This window comes from Pedobacter sp. V48, assembly GCF_000523515.1.
GTDB lineage: Bacteria > Bacteroidota > Bacteroidia > Sphingobacteriales > Sphingobacteriaceae > Pedobacter.
Genome location: NZ_AWRU01000032.1, coordinates 150,825 through 165,063, shown reverse-complemented (window position 1 = coordinate 165,063; position 14,239 = coordinate 150,825). Strand labels below are relative to the sequence as shown.

The window sequence follows — 14,239 nt, the reverse complement described above, 5'->3', positions numbered from 1 at the left end:
ATGAGAGCGGGATTAAATTTCCATAAAATTAATACAGATTATTCATGGTGATATGGTTCTCCTTTTAATATACTAAAAGCCCTGTATAACTGCTCTACAAAAAATAAGCGTACCATTTGATGAGAGAAGGTCATATCAGAAAGCGACATACTTCCGTTGGCTCTTTTATAAACAGATTCATCAAACCCATATGGTCCACCTATTACAAATACCAAATGCTGAACACTTCCAATCATCTGTTTGTTCAAATAATTTGAAAATAGTACAGAGGTATATTTTTTTCCTTTCTCGTCAAGCAAAATTACAGTATCTGGATTGCTGATGTGTTTTAACATCATTTCAGCTTCCTTTGCCTTTTGTTGTGCCTCACTTAAATTCTTAGTGTTTTTTACGTCAGGAATAACGATCATATTAAACCCTATATAATGTTTTAGCCGGTTTAAATACTTCTCAATACCTTCAATAAGATATTTTTCTTCTGTTTTTCCTGTAACAAGTAGTGTAATCTTCATCTAATTAGCGGCGTAATAATCAATTCCCTATATTTATCAAACTGGGCCGAAGCAAAACAGTTCAATGGAGAAAAATACAATGATAAGAACAAAAGATAGCATTTTAAACGATTACAGAAATAATGTAGCAAGCCAGCAAACTCAGATTGATGGCCTCAAGAGCAAGCTTAATAAAATATCATTCTCCCGTTTGGGTCTGTTTATTGCCGAAATAATAATAATAGCGCTCATCATAAATATTGGCTTTTCGTGGGTGTTAATAGTGATAACCGCTATCCCGGTAATCTTTTTTATGGTTTTGGTTCAAAAACAAGTTGCAGTACAACAAGAGTTAACCTATGCCGAGCAACTCTTGTGGGTTTACCAAAATGAAGTGAATCATATTACTTCAAATATCAATGGATACAGCGATGGAGAAAATTATAGCGACGAGTATCATCCATATTCATCAGATTTGGACATTTACGGGCAAGGCACTTTGTTCTCTTACATCAATCGCTGCAATACAAATAATGGCTTAAATATCCTTGCGGAAAATCTTGGTCGGCCAAATGAAAAGGACGTCATTTTGCAGCGACAAGAAGCTATTACCGAAATGACCGAGCATATAGACAAAACTTTTCACTTCCGGGCCGAATTACAAAACCACAAACCCGGCCAGCTTGACGTTATTAAGGATAAGTTGGAGCATCAGCTACCCAATCAGCTAAAGTTTACTCACAATAAAACCCTTCAGTTATATGTAAAAATAGGGCCTTTTATTACTTTCGGAGTGCTTATACTTGGCGCAATATTCGGTGGTTATGTATGGAAAATATTTGGCCTTGTAGCCTTATTTAATATGGCACTCATTTTCTTCAATCTGAAATACATCAACCTGGTTTATTATGGATTTACAGGGGGATCAAATTTATTAGACTCCTTTTCAGGCACAATAAAGTGGACAGAGGAGATTAACTGGAAGAGCCCCTATATTAAGGACTTTTTTAAGGGGAATGATAGCGATAGCCTAACAAACGATCCTGTAAGTAAACAAATCAAACAGCTATCCTCCATCATTAAAGCATTTGATAACAGGCTTAACCCATTTGTAGGCTTTTTTTTAAACCTGTTTTTGCTCTTGGATTTAAAGTGCTCCTTCGATTTAAATAAATGGTATGTAAAATCATCAACTAACCTGGTAGGCGGCCTGTATAGGATCAGTCAGTTCGAAGAGCTGATTTCGTTTGCCACACTTACCCACAACCAACCAGGCTGGAACTTCCCAGCAATTGCTGATAACTTTAACTTAAAGGGCATTGAATTAGGGCATCCGTTAATTCACGAAAGAGAACGTGTAGTAAACGATTTTAATCTGGGCGACTATCCCACGGTTGATATTGTTACAGGCTCAAATATGGCAGGGAAAAGTACATTTCTGCGTACAGTGGGTATTAACATGGTGCTCGCATTTTCCGGCGCACCCGTTTGCGCTAAAGAAATGTCACTTTCTATATTTAAAGTACTTTCCTACATGCGCATCAAAGACTCTTTGAACGATCATACCTCAACCTTTAAAGCAGAGCTCAACAGGCTAAAAATGATACTCGATGCCATCAATGTTTCCGCAAATTCATTTGTGCTGATTGATGAAATGCTTAGGGGCACAAACAGTAAGGATAAATACCTTGGATCTAAAGTGTTTATAGAGAAACTCATTACACAAAGCACACCAGCGCTGTTTGCAACCCACGACTTACAACTCTCAGAAATGGAAGCAGATCATGGCGATGATGTAAGGAACTATCATTTCGATATTCAAATAGCACAGGATGAAATGGAGTTTGATTATAAGTTGAAACAGGGTCCTTGCAAAACTTTTAATGCAGCCCTGCTACTCAAACAAATAGGCTTAACATTAAGTTAATAGCATAATGCCATATTGCCTTTAAGAACTGCAGGTATGATTAAAGCATCTGATTTTGGTGATGATTTTTTATGGGGTGTAGCGGTAGCCGCAGCCCAGATTGAAGGTGCTTCTGATACTTATGGAAAGGGGCCATCTATTTGGGATACCTTTTCTAAAAGATCTGGCAAAATAAAGAAAGGACATCAACCTACCCATACCTGTGATTTTTATCATAAGTACAAACAAGACATCGCACTTGTTAAAACCCTTGGTTTCTCCGTTTTTCGATTTTCAATTGCCTGGTCCAGAATTCTTCCTTATGGCAAAGGAGCCAAGAATAAAGAAGGAATTCTTTTCTATCACAAGGTGATAGATGAGTGTCTTCTTAATGGACTAATTCCTTATGTAACACTTTACCACTGGGACTTGCCCGATGCCCTGGAAGATGAAGGCGGGTGGACAGCTTATAGTATCAACGATTCCTTCAATAACTTTGTATCTACATGCGCCAAAGAATATGGCGATAAGGTTAAGAACTGGATTGTTTTAAATGAGCCTTTCGGCTTTACTTCCCTGGGATACATGCTGGGCGTACATGCGCCGGGAAAAACAGGATTAACCAATTTCTTTTCTGCCGTTCATCATACCGCAATAGCACAAGCTGATGGCGGCCGGATACTAAGAGCCGAAGTGCCCAACGCCAGCATTGGAACAACCTTCTCTTGTTCTGAAGTTATTCCGTATACGCAAAGCGATGCCGATATAACTGCAGCTAAAAGAATTGATTGTTTGATGAACAGATTATTCATTGAACCCGCGCTGGGAATGGGGTATCCAGGTGCAGATTGGGATTTGATGGAGAAATTTTCTATTCAGCATTCTACCTGGCGACACACTAAGCGGCTAACTTTTGATTTCGATTTTATTGGTCTGCAAAATTATTTCCCTTTAACTGTAAAGTACAATGCCTTTATACCTGTTCTGCAGGCATGGGAAGTTAAAGCAAAAAGCAGGAAAAAACCACATACTGCAATGGGATGGGAAATAAATGCTGATAGCTTTTACAATATCATCAAGCAATTCGCTTCCTATCCGGGCATTAAGAAATTAATGATTACTGAAAATGGTGCAGCTTATCACGATAAGATATCGGGTAATCATGTTCATGATCCGGAACGCATAGCTTATTTTCAGCTTTATTTGACAGCCCTGCTAAAAGCCAAAAATGAAGGGTTAAATATTACAGGCTACATGGCCTGGACATTAATGGATAATTTTGAATGGGCCGAGGGTTTTAATGCCCGTTTTGGTTTAGTACATACAGACTTTAAAACTCAGCACAGAACCATAAAAGATTCAGGTTTCTGGTTTCAGCAGTTTTTGGCATCCGATTTATAAATTAGCAAGAATAGCGCTCCACTTGGTTGTGCTTTATCAGGGCCCGGTCAACGCCCTGGCACCAGACAAATCTCACCTGATATTGTAAAGGTTACAATTCAAGGCTTTTTAGTATATTTATAACCAAAGCTATTAAATGGATAAGATTGTAGTATTTGAAACTTTTTATAACCCAATTGAGGCCAATATTGTGAAAGCAAGATTAATGGATAGTGGTGTTCAATGTTTTTTATCAGATGAAAATACAATTACCATAAACCCCTTGTATACTCAGGCACTTGGCGGCGTTAAGCTGCATATTTTTGAAAAGGACATCCCTTTGGTAAAGGACATTCTTAAGGATGAAAATATTCAGTTACCTCAGGAAAAGTCTGAACTGGGCGTTGAGATTTGTCCTAACTGTGGCTCTAATCACGTAGGATATGTGCAGGCTACAAAAAAGAGATTTAACTTATTAACTATGATCGTTTCTTTCGCGCTAATGATCTATCCTTTTTATGCAAAGAAAACCCATCATTGCTTTGATTGCGAGTACGAATTTTAGCCTCAATTAAAATTAAACTACCGCCTTTTTATCCCGTTCAACAGATAGCACTCCATTACCCTCAATCAAGAAACAAATCAGGCCGATAAGTACAATCACAGAAACCCAGAACTCTGCATATGGGCTAAATATGTTTGCTCTCAAATTAACAAAGAACACTGCTACAATAAGGATGGGCAAATTGAGCAGGCAAAATAGGCGTGTGTGCGAGCCGACAGCGATGAGGAGTCCACCGATGATGTGAAGCACTATAATTATGTGCGCCAGTAAGCTAATTGACACTGCTACACCCAACATTGCATCTTTCATCATATTGGTAAAGGCATGAAGATTTGAGGCGAATGCAATACCTTTCCAAATGAGTACTAAACCTAAAAGTATTCTAAAATAGTCGAGCCATTTTGGGTGATGACGATTACCCCAATTTTGAATTTTTGTGAGCACGTTCATAATCTTGAATTTTGGTTATATGAATTTACATAAAAAAAAGTAAAAAGGAACAGGATTGCATGAAACAAAGACTTTACGATTTGGGTAGATGAAGTAAATGGTTTTAGCATATAAATTATTACCTTTAATTTGACAAACCTGAACCACATATATTGTAATCACAAAAACCTAACCTTATAGATTAAACCACTATTTTCATGAATTTTATTAATAAACTCGTACTAATCATTGTAGCCGTGTTTGGATTATCGGCGGTTTCAAAGGCTCAAACTAAAGGTATTGAGCTTAAGTCTCCTAATGGGGGATTGAAAGTTTCCATTAATATATCCGACAAAATATATTATTCCATTTTCTCCGGAGAAGATCTGTTGTTAGAGAATAACCACCTACAGATGAACCTCAGAAATGAAATCTTAGGGCAAAATCCAAAACTAACCAGCAGCAAAAAAGGGCAGGGTAATGAAATCATTACACCCTATGTTTCTTTGAAATTTTCTACTGTAAAAAGTAACTATAATGCTCTGACATTTAATTTTAAAGGTAATTATGCTGTGGAGTTTCGTGCTTTTGATGATGGGATTGCTTATCGCTTTATTACCCGTAAGAAAGGAAGTGTTGAGGTGATGAATGAGGAATTTTCGGTGAACTTCCCAGGAGATTATATGCTTCATTTGCAACAACCAGGCGGATTTAAAACTGCCTATGAAGAGCTGTACTCGCAAGTGCGATCAAAGGATTGGAAGCCTGAAAATAAAATGTCGACCCTTCCAGTTCTTATAGATACAAAGAAAAAATATAAGATATTGATAAGCGAATCAGATTTGACAGACTATCCTTGTTTGTTTCTTAAGGGAACTGGGAATAATGGTATGTCATCAGCTTTTCCTAAAGTCCCGCTGGAATTTGGTGATGATGGCGATCGGAGTCTAAAAATACTTAAGGAGGCAGATTATATTGCCAAAACTTCGGGTACACGTAATTTTCCGTGGAGATATTTTGTGGTCACATCTAACGATAAGCAACTGCTTGAGAATACGATGACTTTAAAATTAGCTTCGCCAAGTGTACTTAAAGACCCTAGTTGGGTTAAACCAGGGCAGGCAAGCTGGGAGTGGTGGAATGATGCGGCGCCTTATGGACCGGATGTGAATTTTATTTCGGGTTATAACCTGGCCACTTATAAATATTACATAGACTTTGCTGCTAAATTTGGTATACCATATATTATTATGGATGAGGGCTGGGCAAAGAGTACTACTGATCCTTATACGCCAAATCCGGATGTTGATGTGCATGAGCTGATCCGCTATGGTAAAGAGAAAAATGTAGGGGTTGTATTATGGTTAACCTGGCTAACTGTTCATAAGAACATGGAGTTGTTTAAGACTTTCCAGGAATGGGGGGTAAAAGGGGTTAAAATAGACTTTATGGACCGCAGTGATCAATGGATAGTTAATTACTATGAGGACGTTGCAAAAGAGGCGGCTAAACATAAATTGTTTGTCGATTTCCATGGTGCATTTAAACCTGCTGGTCTGGAGTATAAGTATCCAAACGTGATTTCTTACGAAGGGGTTAGAGGAATGGAGCAAATGGGCGGATGTTATCCGGATAATAGTTTATATCTCCCGTTTATGCGTAATGCTGTTGGTCCAATGGATTATACTCCCGGTGCTATGATAAGTATGCAGCCTGATGCTTATAGAGCCGAGAGGCCAAATGCAGCAAGTATTGGTACACGCGCTTATCAATTGGCACTGTTCGTTGTTTTTGAAAGTGGAATACAGATGCTGGCTGATAACCCCACGCTTTATTACAGGAATCTGGATTGCACTGAATTTATCACAAGTGTACCAACTACCTGGGATGAAACAAAAGCACTAGAGGCTAAAATGGGTGAGGTTGCTGTAGTAGCTAAGCGCAAAAAAGACAAATGGTTTGTAGGGGCAATAACCAATGGCAAGGAAAAAGAGAGAACTGTTTCGTTAAATTTCGATTTCCTTGAAAAAGGCAAAACATATACAATGACTTATTTTGAGGATGGAATTAATGCTGGCCGTCAGGCAATGGATTATAGAAAGAAAACAGTACAGGTTAAATCAGGAGACAAGATTGATATTAAGATGGTTCGCAATGGCGGATGGGCTGCGGTAATTATGTAAATAAAAGCAACGATATAAAAAAGGGGTTGATTTTATCAACCCCTTTTTTATATCGAGACGTAAGCTACTAAGCGTTTTTAGCTGCGGCCTCTCTGCGAATGATATTCAATGCACCACCTGCTTTGAACCATTCGATTTGTTGTTCGTTGTAACTATGATTAACAGATATCTCTTCTTTAGTTCCATCAGCGTGGTTTAACACTAAAGTAAGTGGAACATCAGGTGTAAATGTTGTTAATCCGATGATATCGATAACATCATCTTCTAATATTTTATCGTAATCTTCTTTGTTAACAAAGGTTAAACCAAGCATACCTTGTTTTTTAAGGTTGGTTTCGTGGATACGGGCAAATGATTTTACCAATACAGCACGTACGCCTAAATGACGAGGTTCCATAGCCGCGTGCTCACGGCTTGATCCTTCACCATAGTTTTCATCACCGATAACGATGGATCCTAATCCGGCAGCTTTGTAAGCTCTCTGGGTTGCTGGTACAGGACCATACTCGCCAGTAAGCTCATTTTTAACTGAATCAGTTTTGTCGTTAAAGTAGTTTACAGCACCAATTAACATGTTGTTGGAAATGTTATCAAGGTGACCGCGGAATTTTAACCATGGACCAGCCATTGAGATATGGTCAGTAGTACATTTTCCTTTTGCTTTGATCAGCAATTTAAGTCCTTTAAGGTCTGTACCTTCCCAAGGAGTAAACGGATCAAGTAGTTGCAACCTGTGTGAAGTTGGAGAAACAAGTACTGTTACTTTACTTCCATCTTCGGCTGGCTGCTGGTAGCCTGCGTCTTCAACTGCAAAACCTTTAGTAGGTAATTCAAATCCAGTTGGGGCATCAAGTTTTACTTGTTCCCCTTTATCGTTTGTTAAAGTATCAGTTAATGGGTTAAAGCTTAAATCGCCTGCAATAGCTAAAGCTGTTACTAATTCCGGAGAACCAACAAAGGCAAAAGTATTCGGGTTACCATCAGCACGTTTTGCAAAGTTGCGGTTAAATGAATGTACAATAGTGTTTTTCTCTTGTTTATCAGCACCAACTCTGTCCCACATACCAATACATGGTCCGCAGGCATTTGTAAATACTTTAGCACCTATGCTTTTGAATACGTCTAAAAATCCATCACGTTGAATGGTGTAACGAATCTGCTCAGAACCGGGGTTGATACAATACTCAGATTTAGCAGTTAAGCCTTTTTCTGATACTTGTTTAGCGATACTGATTGCACGGGAAATATCTTCGTACGATGAGTTGGTACAAGAACCGATCAATCCTACATCGATTTTCATTGGCCATCCGTTGGCTGCAGCAACTTCTTTCATTTTAGAGATAGGAGTAGCTAAATCCGGAGTGAATGGGCCGTTCAAATAAGGCTCAAGTTCAGATAAGTTAATTTCGATTAACTGATCGAAGTATTTTTCAGGCTCTGCATATACCTCAGCATCACCGGTTAAGWGYWSWTTYRTTRCNSYWTKCARCRTSANGSAWYYTYAGCWSKKMWKKYARMWNCNGTWGGNRRCNWTCMANGYTTTMMTYGTWMCCAAACGTTGAAGTTGTAGCACCAATTTCAGCACCCATATTACAAATGGTTCCTTTACCGGTACAGCTCATGCTTGTTGCGCCTTCGCCAAAATATTCAACAATTGCACCTGTTCCACCTTTTACAGTAAGAATGCCTGCAACTTTAAGGATTACGTCTTTTGCAGATACCCATCCACTTAATTTGCCGGTAAGTTTGATGCCAATTAATTTAGGGAATTTTAGTTCCCAAGGTAATCCTGCCATTACATCACAAGCATCAGCACCACCAACACCTATGGCAACCATACCTAAGCCACCTGCGTTTACAGTGTGCGAGTCGGTGCCTATCATCATTCCACCTGGGAAAGCATAGTTTTCTAAAACAACCTGGTGAATAATACCTGCACCTGGTTTCCAGAAACCAATACCATATTTGTTTGAAACCGAAGCTAAGAAATCAAATACTTCCTTGCTTTCAGTGTTTGCAGCTGGTAAGTCAATTTCAGCACCATTCTTTGCAGTGATCAGGTGATCGCAATGAACTGTAGAAGGAACAGCAACTCTTGGTCTGCCTGCCTGCATAAATTGCAATAAAGCCATTTGTGCAGTAGCATCTTSCNNSKMCACNACGSTCNNMSGAKCNWWAKCTNNRTRWTSANWACMTNTTKTSYRARCKGNRKTTRTNRTTTCSATYCNNWMKKTRRKYKTWMAKRATYTKWWCWGMKARKGTTANNGGYCWRMMYACWAAWTKAYKKGMSKYYTCNRRYKCRKKGSSCRAAKKTTGNNKWSAYCTNNKWTTKWTYAWTTCTNNRYCRWAAGSYWWKGMYAAWAYRYRWWAWRARSKYAASWYAYTMWWAWWMWWWTGNAKYRMAWKYACAAAAAAAAACAGGGGTAGGACATCATCTGCATATCATTATATTATTTATACCTATTCTAAATAATGCAAAGGGCTTAATGGCTTAACTATCTGCAAAATAGTTGCGACCATTTCTGAACACTGCTGTTCATTTTTGAACACTTCTGTTTTTTATATCGCTTGTAATCATTTGTTTTTTAGTGTGTTGAGTTCATTTTGTGTTTTGGCCTAACCTTAGCTGTTCAGATCATGAAAAATTAAAGAGAATCGAAACGATAACCCAGTTCGGAAAAATGTTTCAACACTCTTGGTAACGCATAATGCATTCGGTCGTAGGCTTTCAAACTGTCGTGAAAAACTACAATAGATCCGTTTCCAGTATGCTTAATCACATTGTTGAAGCACTTGTGAGGTGCCAGGTTGACGTCAAAATCGCCGCTAAGTACATCCCACATAATGATTTGAGTTTTCGGGTTCATTGCGCGAATGTTGGTGATCTGAGATTTTTTAATTCTGCCGTAAGGTGGACGAAATAAATTCGTGTTAGTTAATTCCTGACACTTTTGGAAGTTTTTAGTGTATATTTCATCCGGCGTTTTCCATCCTTTTAAATGGTTAAAAGTATGGTTGCCGATGCGATGACCCTCGTTCTTTATCTTCTCAAAAATATCAGGATGCTTGTGAATATTATCTCCGATGCAAAAGAATGTTGCTTTTGCGTTAAAGCTTTTTAAAGTTTTTAATGCAAAGTCTGTAACATCTGGTATGGGTCCATCGTCAAAGGTTAAATAAATAACTTTTTGATCCCGGTTCTTATGCCAGGTTAATGATGGGTAATACCATTTTAATAAAAGCGGGGATTTTATCAGGTACATGCCCAAACTTAGAGAAAATTTTAATTTTATTGGCTTCTTTTGAGCCTTAAGAGAAAATAGAGGAAGAGAAGAGGCAATAAAATGCAATTGTTGTACCTGAAAATTTACAAAACGAATAAGTTGTTTATATTAATATTGTGAAAACTAAATTATGAAAAAAATTAACCCTTATAGTACATTGCCCAAATTAACCTTAGCACTCTCTCTTATCTTTATTACGGGTTTTGTGCAAAAATCTAACGCTCAAGAGATTATTACCATACAACAAGCAATAGAAGAAACTTTACATAATAACCTCCAGGTAAAGAAATCACAGCTGAGTGAGGATCTTGCCGGTCAAAATTTGAAGCAGTCAAAATTAGCCTTATATCCAACATTGAATGCAGGTGCTGATCAGAATATGGGTTGGGGGCGTAATAATCTTGGTAATACGGGTATTTATGAAAATACGCAGAATTATAGTTTTAGTCCGGGTGCAAGTTTAGGTCTTGATTTGTTTAATGGCCTTTCAAAAATAAACCAGATCAAGCAAAATAAAATACTTCTTGAGGCAGGAAAAGCCAATACGGATAAAATCAAGAATGATTTAATCCTTCAGGTAATTACTTCTTATATGGAGATTTTGTATAATAAAGATCGTTTATCTGCTGCAAAACAACAATTATCTGTAGCACAGCAGCAACAGAAACAGCAGCAAGAACTTTTGGATGTTGGAAATAAAACACTTGCTGATTTAGCTGAATCTAAATCGCAAACTGCTACTGCTCAGTTGGATGTTACTACTGCAGAAAATGCACTTAGCATTTCTTTTTTGACTCTGGCTCAGCTAATGGATATTCCTTCTTCGACAAGATACGATGTACAGGCTCCAGTACTAGCTGAATTCAATAAGCCATCTGTAAATTATAATGCCGAGCAGGTATATTCAGATGCAATAAATCTTTTCCCGGATATTAAGCTGGCTGCACTTCAAACTGCTTCTGCGAAAAAGGGGATAGATGTAGCAAAAGGTAGTTTATACCCAAGATTGACTTTAAGTGGAAGTTATGGGTCGTTCTATAACTATAATTATAATCTTCCGGCAAATATTCAGAATCTGTCTTTTAGCAATCAGATAAAGAATAATGTTTCGAAAGGAGTTGGTATAGGTTTGAGTATTCCAATATTCAATGGCTTACAATCTAGAATAGGTGTAAAGAAAGCCAGAATTAACTTTTTGCAGACTCAGGCTGATGAACAGTTGACAAAAAACAACTTAAATAAAATTATTTATCAGGCTGTTGCTGATTTAAAAGCAGCGGAAAGTACATACGAATCTACAACCAATACTTTTAATGCAAGAAAAGAGGCGTTTTCGGTAATTGAGCAACGTTATAATGTTGGTTTAGTTAACTCTTTAGATTACAACACTTCCTTAACAAATAAGAATAAAGCAGAAATAGACATGATCAGAGCTAAGTACGATTTGCTTTTTAAAGCAAAGGTGATTGACTATTACTTAGGCAAACAAATAGTTTTCTAGGAGCAGCATCATAAATTCGCACAATTTATTGCCCCTTGATTATAAATGATAAAAAATAAATAAATTCAAATGAAACTAAAACCCATACTAATTGCAATAGGAGTTATTCTCGTATTATTGGCGGTAGCAAAATTTACCGGCTTAATAGGAGCAGATAAAACCGAGAAGGTGACGATTGAAAAGGCGGCTGACAGAAAAGTTGTTGAAACGGTTACTGCCAGCGGAAAAGTACAACCTGAAACTGAAGTAAAACTAAGCTCTGAAGTATCGGGTGAGGTTACTGAACTTTTGGTTAAAGAAGGTGATGTGGTTAAAAAAGGCCAATTGCTGATTAAAGTTAGACCAGATGTACTTCAGTCAGGATTTGAAAGAGCCGTCGCTTCAAATAATACTCAAAAAGCCCAGGTAGTTGCTGCAGAGCAACAGCTGAAACAAGCGAATGCAAACTTTGATAATACTGAAGCCAGCTATAAAAGAAGTCAGGAGCTTTTTAATAAAAAAGTGATCTCAGCCTCAGAATTTGATGCAGCTAAAGCGCAATATTTTGGTGCCTTAGCTGATATTGCCAGACTGAAAGCTATGGTTACCAGTGCAAAATACAGTTTGCAAGAGGGTGGTGCCAATGTTAAAGAAGCAGGTGCTAACCTTGCTAAAGCTACTATATACGCTCCGGTTGATGGAGTCATCTCTAAACTATCAGTTGAATTGGGAGATCGTATTCTTGGTACAGCTCAAATGGCAGGTACAGAAATTATGCGTATTTCTAACTTGTCATCTATGGAAGTAAACGTAGATGTGAATGAGAATGATATTAACAGAGTAAATGTAGGTGATAGCTCTATTATAGAAGTTGATGCTTTTGCGGACACAAAATTTAAAGGCATTGTAACTGAAATAGCAAGTTCATCTAAAGATGTGGGTACTGCAACAAGCACTGTGGATCAGGTAACGAATTTCAACGTTAAGGTTCGTATTTTAGCTGAATCATACAGTAATATTAAAGGAGGAGCAAAAGATCTTCCATCTCCATTCAGACCAGGAATGTCTGCAACAGTGGATATCGAAAGTGAATCTTTAAAAGGCTTAGCAATTCCTATTCAATCTGTATTTACAGAAGATAAGGCTAAAGCTGAAAAGCCTGCTGATAATGATCAAAATGCAGACAAACAGAAATCTAAGCTTTCTGATAAAACCATTAAGCAGTATGTGTATGTGTTTAATAATGGCACAGTAAAGCGTGTTGAAGTTACGACAGGAATTCAAAATGATCAATACATCATTATTAAATCCGGACTTAAGGCGAATCAGGAAGTGGTAACAGGTCCTTACTCGGCAATTCAAAACAGATTAAAGGATGGTATGAAAGTAGAAAAAACCACTAAGGATCAATTGTTTGCTGCTCCCAAATAGAAAGTAAGCAATATCAGTCATTTAAAATAAGTAAATTGCCCCCGGTTTAAAACAATAAACCGGGGTTTTTTATTTATAAGTTATGATACCTAAAGTTGCAATGATTGGTGGCGGTAGTTGGGCTACTGCAATCATAAAAATGCTTTCAGATAATTTTACTGCTAAGGAAATCTATTGGTGGATGCGCAATCAGGAATCGATAACGCATTTGCAGAAATATAAGCATAACCCGAATTATCTGAGTTCTGTTGAAATCAGAATTCCTGAAGATAATATATCCAACAATATCTCTGATATTATTGAAAAGGCAGAGTACATCATTTTAAATGTGCCGGCAGCATTTTTAAAGGAAACGCTGGACGGTGTGAGTCCGGAACAATTAAAGGGCAAGAAGATCATCTCTGCAATTAAAGGCATTGTGCCTGATGAAAATCTAATCATTGGTGAATTTCTAAACCAGAAATATAGTGTGCCGTATGAGGATATTGTAGTTATAAGTGGGCCTTGCCATGCAGAAGAGGTTGCTTTGGAGAAATTGTCTTATCTAACTATTGCTTCTACCAATTTGGAGCTTGCAGCGGTCTTTGCTAGGCTGTTGAGCACAAGATATATTAAAACCAATATTTCGGATGATATTTTTGGTACTGAATATGCTGCTGTTTTGAAAAATATTTATGCTGTAGCCAGTGGGATTTGCCATGGCGTAGGGTATGGAGATAATTTCCAGGCGGTATTAATATCTAATGCTATCAGGGAGATTAAAAGATTTGTAGATGCCGTTCATCCCATTTCGAGGGATATTAAAGAGTCGGCCTATCTTGGAGATTTGCTGGTTACGGCATATTCTCAGTTTAGCCGTAATCGGACCTTTGGCAATATGATTGGCAAAGGTTATACTGTAAAATCAGCGCAATTAGAGATGAATATGGTAGCCGAAGGTTATTATGCGGTAAATTCCATGCACCATGTAAACAAGAAATATAAGGTTGATATGCCAATTAGCAGGGCTGTTTATGCTATTCTATACGAAAAGCATTCGCCCCATATTGAAATGCGCTTGCTTACAGAGCAGCTCAATTAAGTAAACAAA

At 37.8% G+C, this 14,239-nt stretch carries 10 protein-coding genes and 2 pseudogenes; 7 read left to right on the top strand and 5 right to left on the bottom strand.

What is annotated here, in order from left to right:
* Nucleotides 1–38: 38 nt before the first annotated feature.
* Nucleotides 39–512, bottom strand: a complete 474-nt coding sequence (rlmH, locus tag N824_RS38980) for a 23S rRNA (pseudouridine(1915)-N(3))-methyltransferase RlmH (protein ID WP_048907404.1) — start codon at nt 510–512, stop codon at nt 39–41.
* A gap of 64 nt (nt 513–576) precedes the next feature.
* On the opposite strand from rlmH, the gene N824_RS38975 reads away from it, so the two are divergent.
* The 3 genes from N824_RS38975 (at nt 577) to N824_RS38965 (ending at nt 4,342) form a co-directional block, all read left to right on the top strand.
* Complete coding sequence (locus N824_RS38975) at nt 577–2,418, top strand: DNA mismatch repair protein MutS (protein ID WP_235207250.1); 1,842 nt, start codon at nt 577–579, stop codon at nt 2,416–2,418.
* Between the two features lie 36 nt (nt 2,419–2,454).
* The gene (locus N824_RS38970) at nt 2,455–3,798 is read left to right on the top strand and encodes a GH1 family beta-glucosidase (RefSeq protein WP_048907403.1); all 1,344 of its coding nucleotides are present in this window, start codon (nt 2,455–2,457) and stop codon (nt 3,796–3,798) included.
* A gap of 136 nt (nt 3,799–3,934) precedes the next feature.
* Nucleotides 3,935–4,342, top strand: a complete 408-nt coding sequence (locus N824_RS38965; RefSeq protein WP_048907402.1) for a DUF2007 domain-containing protein — start codon at nt 3,935–3,937, stop codon at nt 4,340–4,342.
* Between the two features lie 12 nt (nt 4,343–4,354).
* Here the strand turns inward: N824_RS38965 and N824_RS38960 are convergent, their stop codons facing one another.
* Complete coding sequence (locus tag N824_RS38960; RefSeq protein WP_048907401.1) at nt 4,355–4,792, bottom strand: DoxX family protein; 438 nt, start codon at nt 4,790–4,792, stop codon at nt 4,355–4,357.
* Between the two features lie 197 nt (nt 4,793–4,989).
* On the opposite strand from N824_RS38960, the gene N824_RS38955 reads away from it, so the two are divergent.
* Nucleotides 4,990–6,954 (top strand): glycoside hydrolase family 97 protein, encoded by a 1,965-nt coding sequence (locus N824_RS38955; RefSeq protein WP_048907400.1) that lies wholly within the window; start codon nt 4,990–4,992, stop codon nt 6,952–6,954.
* A 67-nt stretch (nt 6,955–7,021) separates the two neighbouring features.
* On the opposite strand, the pseudogene N824_RS38950 reads toward N824_RS38955, so the two are convergent.
* From N824_RS38950 to N824_RS38940, 3 genes and pseudogenes are all read right to left on the bottom strand, one after another.
* A pseudogene (locus N824_RS38950) lies at nt 7,022–8,419 on the bottom strand (aconitase family protein); the annotation flags it as partial.
* Between the two features lie 84 nt (nt 8,420–8,503).
* A pseudogene (locus tag N824_RS38945) lies at nt 8,504–9,113 on the bottom strand (aconitase family protein); the annotation flags it as partial.
* A 486-nt stretch (nt 9,114–9,599) separates the two neighbouring features.
* Entirely contained in the window at nt 9,600–10,217 is a 618-nt protein-coding gene (locus N824_RS38940) for a polysaccharide deacetylase family protein (RefSeq protein WP_048907702.1), read from the bottom strand.
* A 151-nt stretch (nt 10,218–10,368) separates the two neighbouring features.
* Here N824_RS38940 and N824_RS38935 point away from each other — a divergent pair, with 151 nt between their 5' ends.
* The 3 genes from N824_RS38935 (at nt 10,369) to N824_RS38925 (ending at nt 14,230) form a co-directional block, all read left to right on the top strand.
* Nucleotides 10,369–11,739, top strand: coding sequence for a TolC family protein (locus tag N824_RS38935; RefSeq protein ID WP_048907399.1), 1,371 nt, complete (start codon nt 10,369–10,371; stop codon nt 11,737–11,739).
* A gap of 69 nt (nt 11,740–11,808) precedes the next feature.
* Entirely contained in the window at nt 11,809–13,149 is a 1,341-nt protein-coding gene (locus tag N824_RS38930; RefSeq protein ID WP_048907398.1) for an efflux RND transporter periplasmic adaptor subunit, read from the top strand.
* Nucleotides 13,150–13,231: 82 nt separating this feature from the next.
* Nucleotides 13,232–14,230: an NAD(P)H-dependent glycerol-3-phosphate dehydrogenase gene (locus tag N824_RS38925; RefSeq protein WP_048907397.1), complete on the top strand. Its 999-nt coding sequence runs from the start codon at nt 13,232–13,234 to the stop codon at nt 14,228–14,230.
* The last annotated feature ends 9 nt before the right edge of the window (nt 14,231–14,239 follow it).

Bases quoted from the DNA above. Each gene is read 5' to 3' on its own strand.
- rlmH (WP_048907404.1), bottom strand. From the start codon at position 512: ATGAAGATTACACTACTTGTTACAGGAAAAACAGAAGAAAAATATCTT.
- N824_RS38975 (WP_235207250.1), top strand. From the start codon at position 577: ATGGAGAAAAATACAATGATAAGAACAAAAGATAGCATTTTAAACGAT.
- N824_RS38970 (WP_048907403.1), top strand. From the start codon at position 2,455: ATGATTAAAGCATCTGATTTTGGTGATGATTTTTTATGGGGTGTAGCG.
- N824_RS38965 (WP_048907402.1), top strand. From the start codon at position 3,935: ATGGATAAGATTGTAGTATTTGAAACTTTTTATAACCCAATTGAGGCC.
- N824_RS38960 (WP_048907401.1), bottom strand. From the start codon at position 4,792: ATGAACGTGCTCACAAAAATTCAAAATTGGGGTAATCGTCATCACCCA.
- N824_RS38955 (WP_048907400.1), top strand. From the start codon at position 4,990: ATGAATTTTATTAATAAACTCGTACTAATCATTGTAGCCGTGTTTGGA.
- N824_RS38940 (WP_048907702.1), bottom strand. From the start codon at position 10,217: ATGTACCTGATAAAATCCCCGCTTTTATTAAAATGGTATTACCCATCA.
- N824_RS38935 (WP_048907399.1), top strand. From the start codon at position 10,369: ATGAAAAAAATTAACCCTTATAGTACATTGCCCAAATTAACCTTAGCA.
- N824_RS38930 (WP_048907398.1), top strand. From the start codon at position 11,809: ATGAAACTAAAACCCATACTAATTGCAATAGGAGTTATTCTCGTATTA.
- N824_RS38925 (WP_048907397.1), top strand. From the start codon at position 13,232: ATGATACCTAAAGTTGCAATGATTGGTGGCGGTAGTTGGGCTACTGCA.